At 67.7% G+C, this 23,879-nt stretch carries 20 protein-coding genes and 1 tRNA gene; 19 read left to right on the forward strand and 2 right to left on the reverse strand.

What is annotated here, in order from left to right; genetic code table 11:
- Window positions 1-47 precede the first annotated feature (47 nt).
- The 4 genes from ASE75_RS11445 to ASE75_RS11460 all read left to right on the forward strand — a co-directional run bounded on the left by ASE75_RS11445 (window position 48) and on the right by ASE75_RS11460 (window position 5,658).
- Window positions 48-122, forward strand: a tRNA-Val gene (locus ASE75_RS11445).
- Window positions 123-312: 190 nt separating this feature from the next.
- The gene (locus ASE75_RS11450; protein WP_162233729.1) at window positions 313-726 is read left to right on the forward strand and encodes a hypothetical protein; all 414 of its coding nucleotides are present in this window, start codon (window positions 313-315) and stop codon (window positions 724-726) included.
- Between the two features lie 544 nt (window positions 727-1,270).
- A complete protein-coding gene (locus ASE75_RS11455) occupies window positions 1,271-2,875 on the forward strand; it encodes a hypothetical protein (RefSeq protein ID WP_055933616.1) in 1,605 nt (534 codons plus the stop codon).
- An 86-nt stretch (window positions 2,876-2,961) separates the two neighbouring features.
- Entirely contained in the window at window positions 2,962-5,658 is a 2,697-nt protein-coding gene (locus ASE75_RS11460; RefSeq protein WP_055933619.1) for a TonB-dependent receptor domain-containing protein, read from the forward strand.
- Window positions 5,659-5,818: 160 nt separating this feature from the next.
- Here the strand turns inward: ASE75_RS11460 and ASE75_RS11465 are convergent, their stop codons facing one another.
- On the reverse strand, window positions 5,819-6,493 hold the full coding sequence (locus ASE75_RS11465; RefSeq protein WP_082463940.1) for a prolyl hydroxylase family protein: 675 nt from the start codon (window positions 6,491-6,493) through the stop codon (window positions 5,819-5,821).
- A 138-nt stretch (window positions 6,494-6,631) separates the two neighbouring features.
- On the opposite strand from ASE75_RS11465, the gene ASE75_RS11470 reads away from it, so the two are divergent.
- From ASE75_RS11470 to ASE75_RS11535, 14 genes are all read left to right on the forward strand, one after another.
- The gene (locus tag ASE75_RS11470) at window positions 6,632-7,414 is read left to right on the forward strand and encodes a type II secretion system protein N (RefSeq protein ID WP_327196316.1); all 783 of its coding nucleotides are present in this window, start codon (window positions 6,632-6,634) and stop codon (window positions 7,412-7,414) included.
- Window positions 7,411-9,624 carry a type II secretion system secretin GspD gene (gene gspD / locus ASE75_RS11475; protein ID WP_055933624.1) on the forward strand — a complete coding sequence of 738 codons (2,214 nt, stop codon included), beginning with the start codon at window positions 7,411-7,413 and terminating at the stop codon, window positions 9,622-9,624. The genes ASE75_RS11470 and gspD overlap by 4 nt, the downstream gene beginning before the upstream one ends.
- Before the next feature lie 143 nt (window positions 9,625-9,767).
- Complete coding sequence (gene gspE / locus ASE75_RS11480; RefSeq protein ID WP_200922363.1) at window positions 9,768-11,261, forward strand: type II secretion system ATPase GspE; 1,494 nt, start codon at window positions 9,768-9,770, stop codon at window positions 11,259-11,261.
- A gap of 254 nt (window positions 11,262-11,515) precedes the next feature.
- Window positions 11,516-12,739, forward strand: coding sequence for a type II secretion system inner membrane protein GspF (gspF, locus tag ASE75_RS11485; RefSeq protein ID WP_055933627.1), 1,224 nt, complete (start codon window positions 11,516-11,518; stop codon window positions 12,737-12,739).
- A gap of 8 nt (window positions 12,740-12,747) precedes the next feature.
- A complete protein-coding gene (gene gspG / locus ASE75_RS11490; RefSeq protein ID WP_082463941.1) occupies window positions 12,748-13,191 on the forward strand; it encodes a type II secretion system major pseudopilin GspG in 444 nt (147 codons plus the stop codon).
- Window positions 13,192-13,363: 172 nt separating this feature from the next.
- Entirely contained in the window at window positions 13,364-13,816 is a 453-nt protein-coding gene (locus tag ASE75_RS15945; protein WP_268796043.1) for a GspH/FimT family pseudopilin, read from the forward strand.
- Window positions 13,809-14,186 carry a type II secretion system minor pseudopilin GspI gene (gene gspI, locus ASE75_RS11500; protein ID WP_055933630.1) on the forward strand — a complete coding sequence of 126 codons (378 nt, stop codon included), beginning with the start codon at window positions 13,809-13,811 and terminating at the stop codon, window positions 14,184-14,186. The genes ASE75_RS15945 and gspI overlap by 8 nt, the downstream gene beginning before the upstream one ends.
- Before the next feature lie 110 nt (window positions 14,187-14,296).
- Window positions 14,297-15,040: a type II secretion system minor pseudopilin GspJ gene (gspJ, locus tag ASE75_RS11505; RefSeq protein ID WP_235512690.1), complete on the forward strand. Its 744-nt coding sequence runs from the start codon at window positions 14,297-14,299 to the stop codon at window positions 15,038-15,040.
- Window positions 15,030-16,016 (forward strand): type II secretion system minor pseudopilin GspK, encoded by a 987-nt coding sequence (gene gspK / locus ASE75_RS11510; RefSeq protein ID WP_055933636.1) that lies wholly within the window; start codon window positions 15,030-15,032, stop codon window positions 16,014-16,016. Before gspJ ends, gspK begins: the two co-directional genes overlap by 11 nt.
- Window positions 16,013-17,095 carry a type II secretion system protein GspL gene (gene gspL / locus ASE75_RS11515; RefSeq protein ID WP_055933901.1) on the forward strand — a complete coding sequence of 361 codons (1,083 nt, stop codon included), beginning with the start codon at window positions 16,013-16,015 and terminating at the stop codon, window positions 17,093-17,095. The genes gspK and gspL overlap by 4 nt, the downstream gene beginning before the upstream one ends.
- On the forward strand, window positions 17,092-17,568 hold the full coding sequence (gene gspM / locus ASE75_RS11520) for a type II secretion system protein GspM (protein ID WP_055933639.1): 477 nt from the start codon (window positions 17,092-17,094) through the stop codon (window positions 17,566-17,568). Before gspL ends, gspM begins: the two co-directional genes overlap by 4 nt.
- Window positions 17,565-18,281 carry a type II secretion system protein N gene (gspN, locus tag ASE75_RS11525; RefSeq protein ID WP_055933642.1) on the forward strand — a complete coding sequence of 239 codons (717 nt, stop codon included), beginning with the start codon at window positions 17,565-17,567 and terminating at the stop codon, window positions 18,279-18,281. The genes gspM and gspN overlap by 4 nt, the downstream gene beginning before the upstream one ends.
- Window positions 18,282-18,701: 420 nt before the next feature.
- Window positions 18,702-19,121 (forward strand): TadE/TadG family type IV pilus assembly protein, encoded by a 420-nt coding sequence (locus ASE75_RS11530; RefSeq protein ID WP_162233730.1) that lies wholly within the window; start codon window positions 18,702-18,704, stop codon window positions 19,119-19,121.
- A complete protein-coding gene (locus tag ASE75_RS11535; protein WP_055933648.1) occupies window positions 19,118-20,776 on the forward strand; it encodes a pilus assembly protein TadG-related protein in 1,659 nt (552 codons plus the stop codon). Before ASE75_RS11530 ends, ASE75_RS11535 begins: the two co-directional genes overlap by 4 nt.
- A 38-nt stretch (window positions 20,777-20,814) precedes the next feature.
- Here the strand turns inward: ASE75_RS11535 and ASE75_RS11540 are convergent, their stop codons facing one another.
- On the reverse strand, window positions 20,815-21,657 hold the full coding sequence (locus ASE75_RS11540; protein ID WP_055933651.1) for an outer membrane protein: 843 nt from the start codon (window positions 21,655-21,657) through the stop codon (window positions 20,815-20,817).
- Between the two features lie 204 nt (window positions 21,658-21,861).
- Here ASE75_RS11540 and parE point away from each other — a divergent pair, with 204 nt between their 5' ends.
- The gene (parE, locus tag ASE75_RS11545; protein ID WP_055933654.1) at window positions 21,862-23,856 is read left to right on the forward strand and encodes a DNA topoisomerase IV subunit B; all 1,995 of its coding nucleotides are present in this window, start codon (window positions 21,862-21,864) and stop codon (window positions 23,854-23,856) included.
- Window positions 23,857-23,879: the final 23 nt, after the last annotated feature.

The following is a 23,879-nucleotide window of genomic DNA, read 5'->3' on the forward strand; positions in this document are numbered from 1 at the left end:
CTGGACAAGCGTCCACCCTGCGCCTAAAGGCCGCCTTCCCGAGTTTCGGGCGCGTAGCTCAGTGGTAGAGCACACCCTTCACACGGGTGGGGTCGCTGGTTCAATCCCAGCCGCGCCCACCATGTTTCAGAACCCTCCCGCGGCGTCGTGTCGCGGGAGGGTTTTGTTTTTGTTGTCCCGGTGGACAACGACCGCCTGATCTCGTTGCGATGCTGTAACAACCACCGGAGGCCGGTTGCTTTTGGTCTCGACCGGGCATAGCGTTGCCATGTCAAGTGAATAGCATGTCACGGGTGCGGACGGGGGAACGTCATGAAGCGTACGGAGCGGCTGGAACTCTGGACGAAACCGGTGTCACGCGATGGGTGTCCTGACGATGACCAGGATTTGCGACACGCCGCCCGGTGCATGATCGTCGCGCGTCGTGCGCTGTCGCCGGCGATACCGATCGACCTGGTCCACGATCCCGTGCTGGACATGATGCTGGCGCTGTTCATGGCGACGGGGTTTCGGCTGTCGCGCGCACAGCTTTGCGCTGCGACCACCGTGTCCGGCACGGTGGCGGACCGCTGGATCGACGTCGGGCTGGGGCATGGTCTGATGGAAATACCGGCCGATCGCGGTGGCGACATCCGCCTTGCCAGGGAGGGCAGGGCGATGATGCGATCGGCGTTGCAGGCGGTTATCGATTCACAGCGCGTTCTGCACGCGCAGGATCTCCATTGATCGCGGGGGTGTGAGCCGAGGCGGTTTCAAGGCGCGCCTCAAGCGTCGCGATCGGCTGGGACAATTGCGCTACGACCAGGAAATCGCCCTGCGATTCCAGAATATCACTTGCCTCGTTCAACAGCTGCAGGACCTGCCGATCACGCTCCATCAGAATCCAATCGTTTGCACAGAGTACAGAATAAGTAAGGTTGGTATACTTTAACCGATAACGGTTGACAATATAGTAACGCAGTAGCGCCTCTGGCCCATAATTGGTCTCATTCCATTCGTCGAAAACCGTACCACTGACCGCCTGCCTGGCTGATCCATCGTCAGCGCGGTCACGGGGGCACGGGGGGGGGGGGGCACAGGACAGGGGCGTCGGGATGCTGCGCGACATCCGGCGCCGGCGTCACAAAATCGTCATCTCGCCGTCGTCGTTCCGTCATCGAAACGGCATCCAACCGTCATCTGCGTCACCTAGGGCCGGCATGGGATCGGCAAGGGGGGAAGCCTTGGGTCGATCGTCCGCGACAGTTCGATTCGACCGGGAGTTTTCCGCATGCCGAGTTTCAAGCGCATCAGCCTTGTTCTGCTGACCAGCACCGCCGCCCTGAGCCTGGCCGGCTGCGGCGGCGCAGACAGCGTCGCATCGCCCGGTGATGGCGTGATCGTCGTGCCGACGACACCAGCCCCGACGCCGACGCCGACCGGCACCCCCACGCCGACCGCCGGAACGCCCGCCGCGTCGTGCCCGACCGGCACCACCGACGTTGGCGTCATCGGCGCGTTCCGTTCGTGCCGCATCCCGTCGCTCATCACGTCGGCGCTGACGCTGCCGCGCGCGACCGGCGTCGCTTACGAAATCAACGGCCGTGTCGACGTCGGCGTCGATGTCGGCGGGGCCGGAACCGCACCCGGCGGCGTGTCGGCCACGCTGACCGTCGCGCCGGGCGTGCTGGTCTATGCCAACACCACCAACAGCGACAACGACTTCCTGGTCGTGAACCGCGGATCGCGTCTGGTTGCCGAGGGTACCGAGACGCTGCCGATCGTGTTCACCGCAGACGCCAACATAACGGGGCGTACGTCAGCGGGCGCACCATTGACGGACGAATCCCAGGGCCTGTGGGGCGGCATCATCCTGGCCGGGCGCGCGCCGGTCAGCAACTGCAACACGACGGTCGCCGGCGGATCGGCCACCTGCGAGAACGTGGTCGAGGGCACGTCGAACGCGCTGTACGGCGGCGCGACGCCGACCGACAACAGCGGCACCATCCGCTACGTCCAGATCCGCTATTCGGGCACGGTCATCAGCCCGAACAACGAACTGCAGGGCCTGACCATGGGCGGCACCGGGTCGGGTACGACGGTCGACCACATCCAGATCCACAACAGTTCGGACGACGGCATCGAGATTTTCGGCGGTCGCACCAACCTGCGCTACCTGGCGTTCACCGGTGCGGACGATGACGGCCTGGATACCGATGTGGGCTGGCAGGGCTTCGCACAGTTCGTGCTGGCGATCCAGAAGCCGACCAACACCCAGACCGACAATTACTCGACCGAGATCGACTCGAACGGCAACGAGGATGCGCTACCGCGCCAGCGCTATACGCTCGCCAACTTCACCTTCGTCTCGACGACGGCGGCAACGAACGCCGCAATCCGCATCCGCGGTGGTGCGGACGTCCGCATGGTCAACGGCATCGTCACTGGCCCGACCGCCTGCCTGAACATCGTCGCGGGTGCCGATGCCAGCGGCAAGACCACGATCCGCGCCGCCAATTCGGCGCTGGACGATCAGGGGCCGCCGCTGTTCAATTCGGTTCTGTTCGGCTGCGCGACGCCCTATTCTGAAACGACGGTCAACGGCATCACCGTGACCAGCGCCGAGCAGCGCGCGGTCTTCACCGCCGGCACGAACAATGTCGAAAGCGCGACCGGTTTGCTCAGCAACACCTTCTACCCCGCCGGTGTCGCCACCACGACGACGCCGTTCAACGCCGCGACGCTGAACCCGTCGGGCACCGCCTTCCTGGTCCAGACCGGGTTCGTCGGTGCGATCAGCGGGGCCAGCGACACGTCGTTCCAGGGTTGGACCTGCAATTCCAACCGCGCGACCTTCGGCACCACCAGCCGCGCCTGCACGACCGTCACCTCGTAACGACCGGCGGCGCAGGGGTGGCCGGTCGCCGGCCACCCCTGCGCGTCGTTTTTCCAGATATCTGTTCGCGCTGCCCGGGGGCCTCCATGAAAAAATCCGTTCTCGTCACCGTCCTTCTTGCGACGACGACCCTGGTGCCCGCCCATGCGCTGGCCCAGAGCACGTCCGCTCCGGCCGGATCGGTGGCGGCCCCCGCCGCCGGCACGCCCGCCGCCCCGCAGGCGCAGGCCGAACAGGCGCAGGAGCAGGTCGACGTCTCCACGCCGGGCGGCGCGGATACCGAGGAGATCGTCGTCGTCGGCCGCAATATTCCCAGCGTCGTCCGCTCGACGCCGGAGGTCATCAGCGTCCTGTCGTCGGCCGATATCGCACGGACGGGTGAGGGCGACATCGCCGGCGCGCTCAGCCGCGTCACCGGCCTGTCGGTGGTCGGCAACGGCTTCGTCTATGTCCGGGGTCTTGGCGATCGCTATTCCTCGTCGCTTCTGAACGGGTCGCCGCTGCCGTCGCCCGAACCGCTGCGTCGCGTCGTGCCGCTCGACATCTTCCCGACCAACGTCGTCGCGTCGGCGCTGGTGCAGAAGAGCTATTCGGTCAATTATCCCGGCGAGTTCGGCGGCGGCGTCATCAACCTGACGACCAAGGCGGTGCCGGAAAAGACGTTCCTGCAAATCGGCGGCTCGGTCGGCGCGGACACGGTGACGACCAGCGAGCTTGGCTATACCTATTATGGCAGCCGCAGCGACTGGACCGGGTTCGACGATGGCGAGCGGACCGTGCCCGGCTTCATCAAGGATGCCGGCATCAATGGAACGTCGCCGACATCGGCGCAGATCACCGGCCTGTCGAACGCGCCGACGACGCTGCTCCAGCGCAACAACCAGCTGCCGGCCAATTTCTCCTATGACGGCAGCTTCGGCACATCGGTCGATGTCGGCTCGACCCGGCTTGGCGTGATCGCGTCGGCGGGCCTCAGCAACACCTGGCGCACGCGCGACGCGACGCAGCAGGTCAGCGACGACGTCGGCGGCATCCTGACGCGCGACTTCCGCACCGTGCTGACCGACAACCGGGCGATCGTGAACGGCCTGCTCGGCTTCGGCGCGGAGTTCGGCGAGAACAAGATCCGCTTCACCAACCTGTATGTCCACGACACGGTGAAGCAGGGGCGTCTGGCCGCAGGGTCTACCGCGAACATCGGCGTGCTGCCGGGCGGCATCCAGCCGTTCATCATCCAGAACACGTCATTCTTTGAGCGCCAGCTGATCGACAGCCAGCTGACCGGTGAATTCAAGATCGGCGACTTCGCGTTCGACGCGCGCGGATCCTATGCCAACACGCGCCGCGATTCGCCGTACGAGCGCAGCTTCACCTATCAGTACAACGACACGTTCAAGGATTATACCAACAACCTCAGCGGGTTGCAGGGTGCGTCGATCGCGTTCAGCGAGCTGGAGGAAAATCTCTGGTCGGGGCAGGCGAACCTGACGTGGAACGTGCCGTTCGACCGGCCCTTCGCGCTGTCGGTCGGCTATGCCTATACCGACACCAGCCGTACATCGAGCCGCTATACCTTCCAGTATCAGAACGCGAACAACGGCCCGGTGCCGGATATCTACGCGCAGCAGCGGCCGGATTACCTGACGTCGGACTTCACGGTGCTGACCAACGGTATTTACCTGCGCAACACGTCGACGGGGCAGGGCGCGGCCGCCTATGACGCCAGCCTGAAGGTGCATGGCGCATACGGCCAGGTCGAGGGCGAGATCGCCGACGGGCTGCGCGCGACGGTCGGCGTCCGGTACGAGACGGCCGACGAGCGGGTGCAGCCATCGGGCAACGCGCTGGCCACCAACCTGTCGCGCGACTATTTCCTGCCCGCCGTGACGGTGACGTACAATTTTGCGGCCGACATGCAGGCGCGGTTCCACCTGTCCAAGACGATCGCCCGCCCGCAGTTCCGCGAGCTTGCGCCCCAGCTGTACCAGGATTTCGAGAGCGATCGCCTGTTCTTCGGCAACGCGGCGCTGCAGGATTCGCAGTTGTACAATGCCGAGGCGCGGTATGAATGGTATTTCGGCAAGGAGCAGCGGCTGAGCTTCGCCGGCTTCTACAAGCGGATCGACAACCCGATCGAGGCGGTCGGCTTCTTCCCGGCCGGCACCGACACGTTGCAGACCGGTTTCGCCAATGCGCCGAAGGCGACGTTGTACGGTGGCGAGTTCGAGAGCCAGAAGTATGTGCCGCTCGACTGGATCGGCAGCCCGTTCTTCGACAGCCGTCGCCTCGTGCTGGTGGCGAACTATACCTACACCAAGTCGAAGATCAGCGCGGCCGACGAGCTGATCGCCAGCCCGTTCCAGTCGGGAACGGCGGTCACGCTGCGCCCGGCCAACGTGCTGTTCCGCGACGGTGCCCCGCTGACCGGGCAGTCGGACCATCTGGTCAATCTCCAGTTGGGGATCGAGGACAAGAAGTCGCTGTCGCAGCTGACCTTGCTGTTCAACTATGCCAGCGACCGCGTGACGACGCGTGGACCGGTGGCGGCATCGGGCGGCGTCCGCCTGCCCGACCTGATCGAGCATCCCGGCATCCGTTTCGACGTGGTGGCGCGGCAGGGGATCTACGTCCTCGACAAGACGATCGAGGTGAAGTTCGAGGCGCGCAACCTGACCGGCACCGGCTACCGCGAGTTCCAGACGTTCGACAACGGCGCGCAGGTGGATATCAACCGGTACAAGCTGGGCCGGGTGTTCACGCTGGGGGCGAGCGTTCAGTTCTGACGATACAATCCGTCGTTGCGAGCGTAGCGAAGCAATCCAGGACGTCTTGCCTGTGGCCCTGGATTGCGTCGCTACGCTCGCAATGACGGAAGTTTTTTGGATGCGGGCGTGATCTGATCAGGTCGGTAGGCGGAACCGTGCGGACAACAACCTCGTCCGCCTAACTCCACGGCCGTTCGCGATACCATTTTGTAATCACGTATTTCACGCCCGCGCGGACTTTCATGCCGTGGTGGATCGTCGCCGGGTTCAGCGATCCGTCGGGCCGTCGGTTGTTCCAGGCAACGACTTTTCCAACCTCCGGCTGGATGATCTTGTCGATCGCCTTGAACCGGGTCGCGCCGCCGGCCTCGGGCTGGTTCAGATAGACCATGACGGTCCAGGTGCGATTGCCGGGAATCTTGCAGTGATCCCAGTAATCCAGACCCTTCGGCTCGAAATAATCGGTGTGGCCTTTGAATTCCTGACCGACCGCATAACGCTGGCCCTGAAGCGGTTCGCCGTACGCCGGGTCCAGCCCGGTCAGCGCGGCGAGGAGCGTTTCGGTGTCGATGACCACCGGGTCGGCGGCGTTCAGATCGCCGGTCTCGCTGGTGCGATAGGTCGGGTCGCCGTTCGAATCGGCGATGGTCGATGGCCGCCGCACCCGGTCTATCCGTTCGATCAGCGCGGTGCACAGCCCCGGCGACAGGAAGTCACGGCGGACGAACAGCGTCAGTTTGGGACTCGGCACGCGCTGTACCGCGCGATAGCCGAGGATGCGCGTTTCGACCGCCGCGGCATCAAGGCCGCCGGCCAGAAAGGGGGCGGAAGGCGGAGGATTCGACATCGGCATGGCCCCAATCGCTATGACCCGAAGATGACAGGCCTGTTGCACACCATTGACGCACAACTGTAACCTGCGATGCGTAGGGCGAATGCCGGGTCGGGGTCCAGTTTGATGCGCTTGAAAGTCGACGCGCGAGCACGCCGGATGGTACGGCGGCTGCCCGTCATCAATATCTATTCGTTCGCCGAACTCGTGCTGCTGGCCGGGTTGGCGACGCAGGCCGCGCGGCTGCTCTGGGCGATCGCCACACCGGTTGGTCCGCTGGGCGACTGGCGGCCGGCCGCGCCGGCGCTGTCGGGTACGCCGGTCGAGATCCTGTCGGGGTTCGATCCGTTCTTCCGGCTGGCCGGACAGGCGGGTCCTTCGGTCGTCACCACCCTGCAACTGCAATTGTTCGGCATCCGCATCGACGAGGCGATGGGGCGTGGTTCCGCGATCATCGCCGGGCCGGACAAGGTGCAGAACAGCTGGTCGGTCGGTGATGAAATCCTGCCCGGCGTCCGGTTGAAGGCCGTGGCGTTCGACCATGTCGTCATCGACCGTGGCGGGGTGGACGAGGATCTGTTCCTCGATCAGTCGGGCGGCACTGGCGCGGCACCGGTCGTTACGGGCGGTTTACCCGCCGGTGGCGCAGCCGGCGCGGGCATTCCGATCGGCCAGCTGAAAAGCGAGATCGGCTTCATACCCCGGATCGACAATGGTCGCCTGAGCGGGCTGGTCGTCCGGTCGGCGGGCACCGGCGCGGCCTTTCGCCAGGCCGGGCTTCAGGACGGCGATGTGGTGACCGCGATCGGCGGCCGCCCTGTCACTGGTCCGAACGATCTCGAACGCGTTTCCGCCGATTTTGCCGGCGGCGGCAATATTCCCATCACCGTCGAGCGTGGCGGCCAGACGCTGCCCCTCGCCATCACGATCGCTGCACCATGAAGTCTTTGTATCTAGTCCCGGCCGCCCTTGTCGCGCTCGCCACACCGGTTTCTGCGCAGACGACGCTGAACGTCCGCGACGCCGATATCCGTGCGTTCATCGCGGACGCGGCCAAGGTGACGGGCCGGACGTTCATCATCGACGCGCGGGTGAACGGCAAGGTGACGGTGGTGACCGACCGCCCGCTTAGCCGCTCGGAATATTTCGAGGTGTTCCTGTCGACCCTGCGCGCCAACGGGCTGGTCGCGGTGCCGACCGCCGGCGGCGCGTTCCGGGTCCAGCCGGTCGACAATGCGGCCTCCCAACCGAGCCGGATCGGGTCGGCCGGGGCCAACCGCAACGCTTATGTGACAGAGATCATCCGCCTGCGATCGGTCGACGCGACATCGGCGGTGGAGACGGTGCGGCCGCTGGTCAGTGCGCAGGGGTCGGTGACGGCCAATCGCGGCGGCAACAGCCTGGTCGTCGTCGATTTCGCCGATAACGTCCGCCGTATCCGCGAAGTCGTGCGCCAGTTCGATACCGATCGTGCGACCACGCGGGTCGTCGCGCTGAAAAACGCCGGCGCGCGCGAGATCGCGACCGCGCTGCAAAGCCTGTCGGGCGGCGGCGCTGCTCCGGCCGGGCAGGCGGGCGCGACGGCCTCGTCCGGTGGCGGCGTGTCGGTGGTCGCGGTCGAAAGCTCCAACTCGGTTGCACTGCGCGGGGAGGCGTCGGCCGTCGCGCGGCTGGCGCAGGTCGCGATCGACCTGGACCAGAAGGCGCGCAGCGGCACCGAGATCAAGGTCGTGTTCCTGGAGAATGCCGACGCCGAGGAATTGCTGCCGGTATTGCAGGAACTGGTCGGCCAGACCCCGACCCAGCCGACCCAGCGCAATTCGACCTTTGGCCAGAGCCGCAACAATTCCAGCGGCACGAGCACCGGGTCGGTGCCGTTGCCGCAGCAGCAGATCCAGTCGCCGCAGCCCGCGACGTCCGGCGGGTCGGGCAGTGGCGAGGCCGCGATCACGACGCAGGGCGGACGGACGGCGGCGGTCATCACGCGCTTTGCCGGTGCCAACGCGATCGTCATTGCGGCACCCGCCGAAGTGCAGCGGCAATTGTCCGACGTGATCCGCCAGCTCGACACCCGCCGCGCGCAGGTGCGGGTCGAGGCGATCGTCGCCGAAGTGTCCGACACCACTGCCAGCCGGCTGGGCGTGCAGTTCCTGCTCGCAGGGTTGCCGGGCAGCGGTATTCCGTTCCTGAGCACGTCGTTCCAGAACTCCGCGCCCAACCTGCTGACCATCGCCGGCGCGATCGGCGCGCGCCAGCTGGGGCAGACGACGGTCACGACCAACGGCACGACGACGGTCACCGCGACCAACAGCGCCGCCGGGGACTCGCTGGCGCAATCGGCGATCCAGTCGATCCTGTCGGCGGGCGGCGGTTTCGGCGGCATGGCGACGACGATCGGCAGCCAGGCGATCTTCGGGTCGATCATCAACGCGGTGAAAAGCGACACGACGTCCAACCTGTTGCAGGTGCCGTCGATCACCACGCTGGACAACAAGGAAGCACATATCCTGGTCGGTCAGGAGATTCCGATCACTACGGGTCAGACGCTCAGCCAGAACTTCGACAACGCATTCCGCACCGTGCAGCGCGAGAATGTCGGCATCCAGCTGGACGTGACGCCGCAGATCAATTCGTCCGGCTCGGTCAAACTGTTCGTCCACCAGCAGGTCAGCTCGATCGCCGGGCCGGTGTCGAGCGACAACAGCGACCTGATCCTGAACAAGCGGGAGGCGGAGACGACGACGATCGTCGACGACGGTCAGATCGCGGTCATCGCCGGATTGCTCGACGATAACGAACGGCGGACGATCGAGAAGATCCCGTTGCTCGGCGACCTGCCCGGGATCGGCGCGCTGTTCCGCTCCAAGGCGAAGTCGCGGACCAAGACCAACCTGATGATCTTCATCCGCCCGACGATCCTGCGCACGGCCGAGGATACGCGGCGGGTGACCGAGCAGCGTTACGGCTATCTGCGGTTGCAGCAGGGGTTGCAGCACAGCGGCGAGGAACCGTCGATCGACCAGCTGGTGCGCGATTACATGGGCGCGGCCGCCCCGATCCCGTCCGCCCCGGTGCCGGGCAACATCGACGATCCGCGCATCGCCGTGCCGGTGGCCAAGCCGGCGGTGCCGCCGCGCAAGGGGCGGCGATGACCGACCAGGACAGGATCGTCCGCACCGGGGCCGAGCTGGAGCAGGAAACGCTGGCCGGCATGACGCTGGAAAGCGCGGGGCTGTCGCATGGCGACGAGACGCTGGTCGTGCCGACTGTCGACGCCGTGCCGGTGGCGTTGCCGATGGTCGCGGTGCCGTATCTGTTCGCGCGGACCTTTGGCGTGGTCGTGCGCCATTCGGATGCCGACACGCATCTGACGATCGGCCTGCGCGACGGGGCGGACCCCAAGGCGCTGCTGGAGTTGCGGCGTTATCTGGGTCGGCCGTTCGATGTCGAGGTGGTGGCGGCGGCGGAGTTCGACCGGATGCTGTCGGATACCTATGCGATGGATGGTCAGGCAACCGCGATGGCGGCGGTCGGCATGGGCGACAATCTGGACCTGCTGGCGAGCGACATGCCGACGGCCGAGGATCTGCTCGACACCGCCGACGACGCGCCGGCGATCCGCCTCATCAACGGGATCATCGCCGATGCCGCCCGCAACGGCGTGTCGGACATTCATATCGAGCCGTATGAAAGCGGGCTGGTCGTCCGCATGCGAATCGACGGCGTGCTCCGCGAAACGCTCAGGATGCCCGCGCATGTCGCGCCGGTGGTGGTCAGCCGGATCAAGGTGATGGCCCGACTGGACATCGCCGAACGGCGCGTGCCGCAGGACGGCCGGATGGGCCTGACGCTGGGCGGCAAGCTGCTCGACGTGCGCGTGTCCACGCTGCCGGCGCGCGCGGGCGAGCGGGTGGTGCTGCGTATTCTGGACAAGGACAATGCCGGGATCGACCTGGCGGCGCTGGGCATGGCGCCGGGGATGTACGCGCTGCTGCGGGAATCGCTCAGCGAGCCGAACGGCATCATCCTGGTCACCGGGCCGACGGGATCGGGCAAGACGACCACGTTGTACGCGGCGCTGCGCCTGCTGAACGACGGCAGCCGCAATATCCTGACGGTCGAGGATCCGGTCGAATATGCGGTCGACGGGGTCGGGCAGACGCAGGTGAATGCGAAGGTCGGGCTGACCTTCGCGGCCGGCCTGCGCGCCATCCTGCGTCAGGATCCGGACGTGGTGATGGTCGGCGAAATCCGCGATCGCGAGACGGCGGAGATCGCGGTGCAGGCGTCGCTGACTGGGCATCTGGTGCTGTCGACGGTCCACACCAACGACGCGGTCGGCGCGATCACCCGCATGCGCGACATGAAGGTCGAGCCGTTCCTGATCGCTTCGACCCTGCGCGCCGTCATCGCCCAGCGGCTGGTGCGGCGGCTGTGCCCCGACTGCCGGCGGCCGGTGCGTGCTGGCGATACCGTCGCCGGGCTGCTCGGTTTCGGCTCGGAGGACACGGTGTACGAGGCGGTCGGGTGCGAGGCGTGCAGCCAGACCGGCTTTCGCGGGCGTGTCGGCGTGTATGAGGGCGTTCGCGCCGACGAAACGATCCGCCGGCTCATCAACGAGGGCGGCGACGAGGCGGCGATCACCGACCATGCGTTCCGGGCGTCGCCAAGGCTGGCCGATGCCGCACGGGTGCTGGTGGCGGACGGGGTGACGACGCCGGAGGAGGCGGTGCGCGTGTCCAGGCGCGATGCGACCGACGTGGCGGTGCCGGTGGTTGCGGATGTATGATCCGGCCCATCCTGTTTCCCCGCGCAGGCGGGGGTCCAGGCCGGCGGGGTCGGTCGGGGCGAACGGTTGCGCCTTGGGTAGACCGGGGTTGAACCCCCGCCTGCGCGGGGGAACGAGACGGCGCGTTCCCCGGCGAAGGCCGGGGTCCAGTTGCCAGGCGCGCGTGATACGGGGCGGCCTTTCGTTACTGGTGGTCTCCCGACTGGACCCCGGCCTGCGCCGGGGAACGGCGACGGGTGTGTGGGCATTACCCCATGGCTGATTTCGATTACGTCGCTATCGACACCAGGGGGCAGGAGCGGCGCGGCCACGTCGCCGCCGCCAGCATCGACGCGGCGCGGGCTTCACTCGACGCGCGGCGATTGTATGTCGTGCGGATCGACCCCGGCGCGCCGCCGGTGACAAAGGGCCGGCCGCTGTTCGGGCTGACGCTGGGCACGCCGAAGATGTCGGTCAAGCATCTGACCCTGTTCACCCGCCAGCTCGCGACGCTCAACCGCGTCTCGCCGCTGGAGGAGTCCTTGCGGACGATCACCAAGCAGACCGAGCAGGACAATATTCGCACGATCGTGACCACGGTGCACGCCGGCGTGGTCGAGGGCCGGCGGCTGGCCGATGCGATGGCGCGTGAACCGAAAAGTTTCCCGCCATTATACCGCGCGATGGTCGCGGCGGGCGAGAGTTCGGGCACGCTGCCGACGATCCTCGACCGGCTGGCCGCGCTGCTGGAACGGCAGGCGGAGATTCGTGGCAAGCTCATCACCGCGCTCGCCTATCCGGCGATCCTCGCGCTGGTGGCGCTGGGGGTCGTCGCGGCGCTGATGATGTTCGTCGTGCCGCAGGTGGTCGAACAGTTCGACACGGTGGGTCAGCAATTGCCGGTACTGACGCGGATGGTGATCTGGGTATCGGACCTGTTGGTCGGCTGGTGGTGGGCGATGCTGCTGGCGGTCGGGCTGGCCGGGTTCATCGGCTGGCGGGTGCTGAAGGATCCGGGCGCGCGGCTTTCCTTCGACGGGTGGCTGTTGCGGATTCCGCTGCTCGGGCGGTTGCTGCGTGATCTCCATGCGGCGCGGATGGCGCGGACCCTGGGCACGATGGTGGCCAGCCGGCTGCCGCTACTCGACGGGCTGGTCCTGACCGGCGGCACGATCCACAATCGGCGGCTGCGGCTGGCATCCGACCAGATCGTCGAGGCGATCCGGGGTGGCGGGTCGCTGTCGGCGGCGATGCGGCGCGCGGGCGTCTTTCCGCCGCTGCTGACGTATCTCGCTGCAAGCGGCGAGGCGGCGGGGCGACTGGACGAGATGCTGGAACGTGCCGCCGATTATCTCGAACGCGAATTCGACCGGTTCACCGCGACCGCGCTGTCGCTGCTGGAACCGGCGATCATCGTCGTGATGGGCGGCATCGTCGCCACCATCGTGCTATCCATCCTGCTGCCGATCCTCCAGCTCAACACGCTGGCCGGACAATGAGGGTTTCTATGCGTACCGAACCGAAAAAGCGCCGTCGTCAAGAGGGCGGCTTCACGCTTGTGGAGCTGATGGTGGTGATCGTCATCATCGGCCTGCTGGCGACGATCGTCGCGCTGAACGTGCTGCCGTCGGGCGACCGCGCGCGGACCGAAAAGGCGAAGGCCGACATCGCGACAATCGAACAGGGGCTGGAGCTCTACAAGTTGCAGAACACCAATTACCCGACGACGTCGCAGGGACTGGCCGCGCTGACCGCCGCCCCCGCCGGGCTGGCCGATCCGTCGCGCTATCAGGCGGGCGGCTATATCAAGAAGCTGCCGAACGATCCGTGGGGCAAGCCGTATCTCTATGCCTCGCCCGGCACGCACGGGGCCGCCGACATCTGGACGCTGGGCGCGGACGGCAAGGACGGGGGCGAGGGGATCAATGCCGATATCGGCAACTGGCAGTAGGCCGGCCGACCCTTCGATCCGGGCGCTGGCCGATCCCGTCGTTTCCCGGCGAAGGCCGGGGTCCAGTCGGGTCGGCGTCTGTAAGGAAGCTCGGCCTTTCACCACTGACGCCTTGGTAACTGGGCCCCGGCCTTCGCCGGGGAACGGCCGATTGGCCGGATCCGGACCTGACGTGCGGCAAGCTGAACACGGCTTCACTTTGGTCGAGCTGATGATCGTGGTGACGATCATCGGGCTGGCATCGGCGGCGGTGGTGCTGGCGATGCCCGATCCGCGCGGGCGGCTGGCGGACGAGGCGTACCGGTTCGCGGCGCGGACGCGGGCGGCGCATGACATGGCGCTGGTCGAGGGGCGGCCCGTCAGCGTCTGGGTGACCGCCGGCGGCTATGGCTTCGACCGGCGTCAGGCGCGGGTCTGGGTGCCGATCAGCGACAAGCCGTTGCGGGTCGAGCGCTGGGCGGAGGGCACGCGCGCGGACATCGTCGATCCGACCGGGCGGACGCGGATCACCTTCGACAGCACCGGGCTGGCCGATGCGCCGGTCGACCTGCGCCTCACGCGCGACCGGGGCACCGCAGCCGTCGTGCATGTCGAGGCGGATGGCAGCGTGCGCGTCGATGGCTGACACGCGCGGCTTCACCCTGATCGAGATCATGGTCGCGCTGGCGGTGTTCGCGCTGGCGGCGATGGCGCTCGTCCGGCTGGAGGGCGCGACGATTCGCGGCGCGGCGACGCTGGATTCGACGTTCCTGGCACAGATGGTCGCGCGCAACGTCGCGATCGACGCGGTCACGGGCGCACAGGCTCCACCGACCGGCGTGACGCGCGGGATCGAGGCGAACGGTGGTCGGCCATGGCGCTGGACGCGCAGCGTGACGCCGACCGGCGACATTCGGATCGTCCGCATCGACGTCGCGGTCACCGACGCGCGCGGCGCGGTGCTGGGGCGGCTGGCGATGGTGCGCGGGCCGAACCGGCCGGTGGTGGCGCGGTGATGGGGGGGAGGCGTGATCGCCTGGGTTTTCGCCTTACTGTTCCCCGGCGGAGGCCGGGGGCCGGTTGGGCAGACATCGCCGGTCTGGGGCTGTCCTTCGTTACGGAAACCTTGGCAGCTGGGCCCCGGCCTTCGCCGGGGAACAGTAAGTGCGTTCGGCGCTCCGCCGAACACGGCTTCACGCCCGTTCGGCGCTCCGCCGAACACGGCTTCACGCCCGTTCGGCGCTCCGCCGAACACGGCTTCACGCTGGTCGAGGTGATGGTGTCGCTGATGATCTTCGGGATGCTGGCGGCGGCGGGCGTTGCGATCCTGTCGTTCAGCGTGCGGGCGCAGGGGGTGACGGGGCAAAAGCTGGATGACATTGCCGGGCTGACGCGGACCGTGTCGATCCTGTCCGCCGATCTGGCGCAGGCGCGCGACCGGCCGGCGCGGGACGAGGGCGGCACCCTGCGCCCGGCATTTACCGGCGAGAACGGGTCGGCGGCGGCGACGATGCTGGCGCTGGTGCGCGACGGGTGGAGCAACATCGACGCCGCCCCGCGATCGACGTTGCAGAAAGTCGCCTATCGCTTCGCCGGTGACCGGCTGGAGCGGGTGGCCTGGCCGATGGTCGACGGGTCGACCGCGCTGCCGCCGGCGGTGCTGTTAAGTGGCGTGCGGCAAGTGACATTGCGGTATCGCCAGCAAGGGGCCTGGGCGGATCGCTGGGACGGGGCGGGCGGGCGCGCGCTGCCCGATGCGGTCGAGATGCGGGTGATCCGGACCGACGGGACGCAGTTCCGCCAGATGTTCCTCGTCGGCACCGGCTATGCCCCGGTCCTGCCGCCGTCGGGTGCGCCCGATGTCCCCTGAACGCGAGCGCGGGGCCGCGCTGCTCACCGTGTTGCTGCTGGTCGCGGTGATCGCGGTACTGGCGGCCGGCGCGCTGGAGAAACTGCGGTTGTCGACGCGGCTGGCGGGCAACGCGGCCGGGACCGAGCAGGCGCGCAGCTATGCGATGGCGGCGGAGGTGCTGGCGACCAAGAAGGTCGACGACCTGCTGGGGCAGGCGCCCGACCGGGTCACGCTGGCCGGCGGATGGAGCGGGCGGCCGTTCGGCCTGCCATTGCCCGGCGGCGGCGTCGCAGTGGCGCGGGTGCGCGATGGCGGCAACTGTTTCAACCTGAACGCGCTGGTGACGGTAGTGCCGAACACGCCGGGCCAATATGCCAGCCGGGGGGAGGCGCGGGCGCAGTTCGCGCGGCTGATGCGGTTGCTCGACGTACCCGCGCAGGTTGCCGAACAGGTTGCGGCCGGCGCGGCCGACTGGATCGACAGCGATCAGGACCAGCAGGCGAGCGGTGCGGAGGATGCGCGTTATCTGTCGCAGACCATCGGCTATCGCACATCGGGTACGCTGATGGCGGACCCCAGCGAACTGCGCGCGGTGTCCGGGGTGACATCCGACCTGTACGCCACGCTGCGGCCATGGATCTGCGCCCTGCCGCTCGCCGAGATGCCCACGATCAACATCAACACCCTGTCGCCCGAACAGGCCCCGCTGCTGGCGATGCTGGCCCCCGATACGATGACCGTCGCAATGGCGCGGCAGGCGCTGCTGGCGCGGCCCGAGCAGGGCTATGCCGATGCCGGCCGCTTCTGGGCACAGCCGGCGCTGGCGTCGGTGCAGCCCGGTGATGTCGTGCGGCAGACAATCACGACCTCGACCTGGTTTGCAATGACCATCGACGTCAGCCTGGGCGACAGCGCGGTGCAGGAAAATGCGCTGATCGACGCAAGAAGGCTTCCCGCGCAGCTCGTCTCGCGGCAATGGGGCGAGGCATCGTGACCGACACCATTTTCCTGTTCCTGCCCCATGACGACGCGGGTTTCCGCTGGCTTCGTCACGGCGCTGCTGGCCCCGGCGACGAGGGGGAGGGCGTGCCTGCACTGGATGCGCCGGTGGTGGCGGTCGCGCCGGCCGATGCGGTGACGCTTCACTGGGCGAAACTGCCGGTCCGCTCGCCAGCGCAGGCGATTGCGGCGGCGCGCATCGTCGTGGCCGAGGCCAGCGCCGCGCCCGTGTCCGAACTGCACGTCGCGGTCGGTGACGAAACGGGTGAGGGTGAGCGCGCGATCGGCGTCGTCGCGCTGGCGACGATGCAGGGGTGGATGCTGCAACTCAGCGGTGTGGGCGTCGACCCGGTCGCGGTCGTGCCCGCGCCGATGCTGCTGCCGCAACCCGCCGAGGGCTATGTCCGCGCCGATCTTTGCGGGCAGGGCGTGGTGCGCGGGACGAGCAGCGGGTTCGCCGACGAGGCACGGCTGACCGGGCTGGTCACCGGCGGCGTGGTACCCGAGACGATGTCGCGCGACGATCTGGCCGCGGCACTGACGGCGGTGGCGGCCCGCGCACCGATCGACCTGCGACAGGGGCTGTTCGCGAAGCGTCGCCGGATCGGCATCGACTGGCGGCTGGTGCGGCGGCTGGCCGTGATGGGAATGGCGATCCTTGCGCTGACGCTGGCGATCGATCTGGCGCGCATCGCCCGCTACAGCTTTGCCGCCGACGCGATCGAGGCGGAGACCGACGTGCTGGCGCGTCAGGGCCTGCCGCGCGGCGAAACGGTGACCGACGCCACCCGCCAGCTGACCGAACGGCTGTCGCGGGTCCGTGGCCCCGGCATCGGTTTCAGCGCGACCGCCGCCGCGCTGTACCGCGCGGTCGAGGCGACGCCGGGCACCGAAGTCACTGCCCTCAATTTCGAGCCGAGCGGAGAACTGCGCGTGACGCTGGCCGCCGACCGCGAGGCGGTGGTGACCGACCTGAAACGGCGGATCGAGCAGGCCGGGTTCGTCGTGCAGGCGGGCGTGTTCCAGTCCGCCGGCGGGCGCGTTTCGGGAGAATTCACGGTGCGCAACCGATGACGCCGCTGCGGGCCTGGTTCGCGGGGCGATCGCTGCGCGAGCGGCGGCTGATCCTGGTCATGCTGGCGCTGGCGGCGGTGACGGTCCTGTGGGGTCTGGTCGTCCGCCCGGTGCGCGACGGGCTGGCCGACGCGCGCGAGCGCCATGCCGGCGCGGTCGAGCGGCTGGGGAGCACGCGGGCGGCGGTGGCGACGCTGCGCGATATCCAGCAACGCCGCACCCCGCCGCTCGCCGGGTCGCTGGCCGACACGGTCCGCGCGCGTGCCGACGCGGCCGGCTTCACGCTGGCCAGTCTCGATCAGGATGCGCCCGACCGGGTGCGGGTGACGATCCAGTCGGCGCGGCCGGCGGCGCTGTCGGGCTGGCTCGCGCAACTGGAGCGCGGCGGGATCCTGATCGATTCGGCGGCGATCAAGGACAATGGCGACCGGACGGTCGGCGTCAGCCTGACCCTGAAGGCGCGGGCAGCATGAGGCGGTTTCGCCTGCGGACCGGGCCGGGCGTGCTGTTCGGCGCGATGCTGGCGATCGCGCTCGTCGTGTTCCTGCCGATGCGGCTGGTGCTGGGCTGGTTCGACGTGGCGGACAGCGGTCTGGTCGCGCGCCGCGTATCCGGCACGATCTGGGGCGCGACACTGGCCGAGGCGCGGGTCGGCGACCTGACGATCGGGGACGTGTCGGCGCGGCTGTCCCCGCTGGCGCTCGTGGTGGGCGAGGCGCGGCTGGTCCTGTCGCGCGATGGCGCATCCCCGGTCAGCGGCAGCGCGGTCGTCAGCCGCCACAGCGTCGGGCTGGAGGACATGACCGCCAGTATCGCGACCGGCGGGCTGTTCGCGCCAGTGCCGGTCACGACGCTGGATCTGGACCAGGTGTCGGTGCGGTTTCGTGACGGCCAGTGCGATCGCGCCGAGGGCCGCGTGCGCGCGACGCTGGCCGGGTCGGTCGCGGGAATCGTCGTGCCGACCGCGCTGGTCGGCACGATCCGTTGTGACGGCACCGCCCTGCTGCTGCCGCTGACCAGTCAGGCCGGCGGTGAGGGCGTTACGGTGCGGATCGAGGGCAATGGTCGCTACCGTGCCGACCTGACACTGGCCGCCGCCGATCCACTGGCCGCGCAGCGACTGGAGGCGGCCGGACTCGTCGCGGGCAATGGCGGATATCGCCTGTCGATCGAGGGTCGGTTCTAACACCTTTTCGGGACCATTGCCGGCCGCTCAGGCGGCGGCGATGGCAGCGTCCTTCGATACGGGATGCGGCGTGCGTGGCGTGCCCGATCCCCGACGCGGCGTGGCAGCGTCGCAATCTCCGCCCGAGAACGGTCCCCATGACGGTGCCGATCTTGCCTGTGGAGCGCGCGCCGGGCGCATCGCGGGTGGTCGTCGCCTACCGTCAATCCGTCACAACAATATCTCGCAGAGACAGCATCCATAATGGATATTCCGTCGAAATATTATAATAACCAAAATGAACCAATGTTTCTTGTAAAGCAAAGAGAGGGGTCTATTGAAGACTAGAACTGGTTGTTCATCGAATGAATGCTGAACAGGTATTGGGGATTCACCTTTCATAAACCCGGATTGCATAAAACCGACGCGAGGGGTTTTATGATGGTGGCAAAACTCACGGCAATGGTCCGGTCGCGGCGGGGTTCGTCGCTGGTGGAATTTGCGCTCGCGCTGCCGGTGCTGCTCGGAATCCTGTTCGGGATATTGCTGTACGGTCAGTATTTCCTGCTGGCGCACAGCGTACAGGCGCTGGCCAACGACGCGGTCCGGGCGACGCTTGGCGGCCTGAACGCGACCGAGCGCCGGACCATCGCCAGCGCCAGCGTCCTCGCCGAACTGGCGACCCTGCCCGAACTGACTGCCAGCCGCGTGACGACCACGACGACCGAGGGTGCCGGCTTCGTGACCGTGTCGGTGCGTTACGACGCCGGCAATACCGCGATCTTCCGGTCCCGCCTGTTACCGATGCCGGACCCGGTGATCGAACGGAAGGCGGTCGTCCGGACCGGTGGCATCTCGTGACGCGCCGCCGGGCCGCGGGGCTGTTCCCGAATCGCGACGGCAACGTGTCGATCGTGGTGGCCGCCGGCCTGCCGTTGCTGATCGCGATGGGCGCGTTCGCGATCGACATCGGATCGGCATCGCTGACCACCCGCCGCCTGCAGGGCGTGGCGGATGCGGCCGCACTCGCCGCCGCCGCCGATCCGGACCGCGCGCAGGCGGCGGCGGAGGCCACCGTCACCGGGTCCGGCTGGGCCGACGCGATCACCATCATCGCCACCACCGGCACCTATGCCGCCGATCCGGCCCGCGCGCCCGAGGCACGGTTTGCCGCGTCGTCCAGCGGCCGGGATGCGGTGCGGGTCCGGCTGGAAAGCCGGGCGCCGACCTTCTTTGCACGAATTCTTGGCAAGACCAGCATCCCGATCGCCCGCAACGCGGTGGCCGCGCGCGAACGGCTGGCGGGCTTCTCGATCGGCAGTCGCCTCGCCTCGCTTGACGGCGGCATCGTCAACGCGCTGCTGAGCGGGTTGACCGGCAGCAGCGTGTCGTTGTCGGTCATGGACTACAACGCGCTGGCCGGGGTCGATGTCGACCTGTTCCGCTATCTCGACGCGCTGCGCACCACGGCGTCGCTGGATGCCGCGACCTATTCCGATACCCTGGCCGCCACCGTGACGACGCCGCAGATCCTGGGGGCGCTGGCGTCGGTGCTGGACGCCGATGGCAAGGGCGCGGCGGCGGCGGCCCTGCGCAAACTGTCCGTCCAGGTCGGCAGCCAGTCGCTGTCGCTCGACGCGCTGATCGACGCGGGCAGTCTGGGCCGGCAGAGCAGTGGCGGTCAGGGGCTGGCGCGGGTCGACACCATGGCGTTCCTGACCAGCGCGTTGCAGATCGCATCGGGCAAGCGACAGGTGGCGCTGGATCTGGGGGCGGGTATCGCGGGGCTGGCGAGTACCAGGCTGACGATCGCGATCGGCGACCGGATGCAACGCTCCCCGTGGCTGACCGTCACCGACACCGGTACGCCGATTCTGCGGACGGCGCAGGCGCGGATCTATCTGGAGGTGCGCCTGCTTGACGCGGGCCTGCCCGGCATCGGCACGCTGGTCGGCATCCGGGTGCCGCTGTTCGTCGAAATGGCGGCGGCGGAGGGGCGGCTGACCGCGATCGACTGTTCCAGTGCATCGAGCCGCGGCGTGACGCTGGAGGGGCGGGTCAATGCCGCCACGTCGGCGATCGCCAGTGTCGATGCGACCAACCTGTCGAACTTCGCCGCGCCGGTCACGCTGCATGATGCGCGGCTGGTCGATACGTTGCTGATTGATGTCGATGGCCGGGCGGAGGTTTCGGTGGGTGCGGCCGAGCCGTGGCAATCGCTGCGGTTCAGCGAATCCGACATCGCGGCGGGGCGGACGCGGACGGTGTCGAGCAGTTCGCCGCTGGCTGGCACGGCTGTATCGCTGACCGACAGATTGCAGTTGAAGATACGGGTGCTGGGACTGCCGATCCCTCTGGATCCGCTGCTCAGGGCAGTCGGGTCACAACTGGCGATCGTCGCGCCGCTGCTCGATACGGTGATCGGTGCGGTGACGGGGGCGGTCGGCGTTCGCTACGGCGAGGCGGACCTGCGTGTCTACGGCATGCGCTGTGGCACGGCGTCACTGGTAGGCTGACCGCCCGCTCCGGATGAGCGGGCGGTCCTGCCGTCGGATCAGAAGCGGAACGAGGCCGTGCCGCGGACGCTGTGCCAGCGGAAGTAATCGAAGTTGCGACGGAAGTCGGTGCCAGCCGTCGTGCCGCCATTGGTGGCGTTGGTGAACGGCGTACCGGCATTGCCGCCGGCGCGGACGCGGTAGTCGTCGTCCTGATACTGGTGGTACAGATACTCGACGCCGATCGAGAAGTTCTTGCCGATCTTCTGCTCGATGCCGCCGCCGGCGTTGATGCCCCAGCGATTGTCGTCGCCGGTGCTGCTGAACACGTTGGCGGTGTTCGACGTGGTGAAGTCGTTCTTGATGCGGGCATAGCCGGCACCGAACGAACCGAAGAACAGGGTCTTGTTCGCGGCGAAACCGGCGCGGCCACGGATCGAGGCTTCCCAATCCAGCGAGCGGGTCATCGTGTAGAAGGCCGGCGTCGAGCTGAACGCGGTGACGCTGTCGGTGATCTCCGACTTGCCGAACTCGCCGATCACGCCGACGACGATGTTGCCAGACTGGTGATCCGCACCGACGCGGGCCGAATAGGACATGTCGTCGCGATCGTTGCGGCAGTTCAGGTTCGCGCTGCTGCGGGCGGCGCCGTTGCAGAAACCGGGTGCGAACGCATTGGCGCCGGTGCCGGTGCGAACGGTGTCGCGGAACACGCCGTCAAGGTTGCGATCGAACTCGATCGTCTCGCCGACATCGTTCGGCTGCGCGTCGAAGCCGAACGAACCGCCGACATACACGCCGGAGAACGGAGCGTCCTCGACCATGTCCTGGGCGGCGGCGGGGGCGGCGAAGGCGACGAGGGCGGCAATGCCGGCGGCACTGGCGAGCAGATGATTGCGCATGGTTTCTCCCGGAAACTTGAAAATGTCGGTGCGCCAGTAACGGTGAAAGCGTTAAACCGGATCCCCAATGCGACGGATCGCGGACAATCTAATCTGGAGCGTTGTAAATCGGCAACGGTCGGCCTGCCGGGGGCGATGCGATTTGCCCCGCCGCATGTGCGATTTGCCATGCAGGGAGGACCGCGAACGTCTATGGTACAAACCATGGCCGACGATCTCTTTGCCGCAAAGGCGCAAGCCCAGTCCGACTATACCGCATCGTCGATCGAGGTGCTGGAGGGTCTGGAACCCGTCCGTCGTCGCCCCGGCATGTATGTCGGCGGCACCGACGAACGCGCGCTGCATCATCTGGCGGCCGAGGTCATCGACAATGCGATGGACGAGGCGGTGGCGGGCCACGCCTCGCGGATCGAGATCACGCTGGAACCGGGCAACCGGCTGACCGTCGTCGACAACGGGCGCGGTATCCCGGTCGATCCGCATCCGAAGTTTCCCGACAAGTCGGCACTGGAGGTCATCCTGTCGACGCTCCACTCGGGCGGCAAGTTCGCAGGGAAAGCCTATGCCACCAGCGGCGGGCTGCACGGCGTCGGCATCAGCGTCGTCAACGCGCTGTCGAGCGATACGGTGGTGGAGGTCGCGCGCGACCGCAAGCTGTACCGCCAGCGTTTTGCGCGCGGGGTGACGCTGGGGCCGATCGAGAATCTGGGCGGCACCCCCAACCGGCGCGGCACCTCGGTCGCGTTCACGCCCGACACCGAGATCTTCGGCCCCGAGCTGAGCTTTAAGCCGGCGCGGCTGTACAAACTGGCGCGGTCCAAGGCGTATCTGTTCGCCGGCGTCGAGATCCGCTGGAAATGCGCGCCCGACCTGATCGGCGACGATACCCCGGCGGAGGCGGTATTCCAGTTTCCCGGTGGCCTCGCCGATCACCTGCGCGAACAGCTTGGCGGGCGCGAATGTGCGACCAATGACGTTTTCGTCGGGCAGCAGGACTTTCCGACCGGGCCGGAAGGGCAGGGCATGGGCCGCGTCGAATGGGCGGTTGCCTGGCCGTTGTGGAGCGACGGCAGCTACAGCTGGTATTGCAACACCATCCCGACGCCCGATGGCGGCACCCACGAACAGGGCCTGCGCCAGGCGCTGGTGCGCGGCATCCGCGCGTTTGCCGATCTGGTCGGGCAGAAGAAGGCGAAGGACATCAATGCCGACGACGTGATGGTCGGCAGCGAATTGATGCTGTCGGTGTTCATCCGCGATCCGCAGTTCCAGAGCCAGACGAAGGACCGGCTGACGTCGCCCGAAGCGGCCGGCATGGTCGAGCGCGCGGTGCGCGATCATTTCGACCTGTTCCTCAGCCATAATATGGAGCGGGGCAAGGCGCTGCTCGGCTATGTCCTCGACCGGATGGACGAGCGGTTGCGGCGGAAGTCCGAGCGCGAGGTCAAGCGCAAGACCGCGACCAGCGCGCGCAAACTGCGCCTGCCGGGCAAGCTGACCGACTGTTCGGCCGACGACCCCGCCGGCACCGAACTGTTCATCGTCGAGGGCGATTCGGCTGGTGGTTCGGCCAAGCAGGCGCGCGACCGCAAGACGCAGGCGATCCTGCCGATCCGCGGCAAGATCCTGAACGTGGCGAGCGCCACCAGCGCCAAGATCTTCGCCAATCAGGAGATCGCCGACCTGATCCAGGCGCTGGGTTGCGGGACGCGCAAGGACTGCCAGCCGGATGCGCTGCGCTACGACCGGATCGTTATCATGACCGACGCCGATGTCGACGGCGCGCATATCGCGACGCTGCTGATGACGTTCTTCTTTCAGGAAATGCCCGAGCTGGTGCGGCGCGGGCATCTGTATCTGGCGCAGCCGCCGCTCTACCGGCTGACGGTCGGCGCGAAGTCGCTCTACGCCCGCGACGATGCGCACCGGGCCGAGATCGAACGGACGGCGTTCAAGGGCAAGAAGGTCGAGGTCGCGCGCTTCAAGGGGCTGGGCGAGATGAACCCGCAGCAATTGCGCGAAACCACGATGGACCCGCGCACGCGCGGGATGCTGCGCGTGACGTTGCCGCAGGAATATGAGGAGCGGGCCGGGGTCAAGGATCTGGTCGACCGGTTGATGGGCACCAACCCCGCACACCGTTTTGCCTTCATTCAGGAAAATGCGGCCCGGATGGACGAGGCCGCGATCGACGCTTGACGCGGCGGGTGCGGGCGGCATGA

The organism is Sphingomonas sp. Leaf17, from assembly GCF_001421505.1.
GTDB lineage: Bacteria > Pseudomonadota > Alphaproteobacteria > Sphingomonadales > Sphingomonadaceae > Sphingomonas.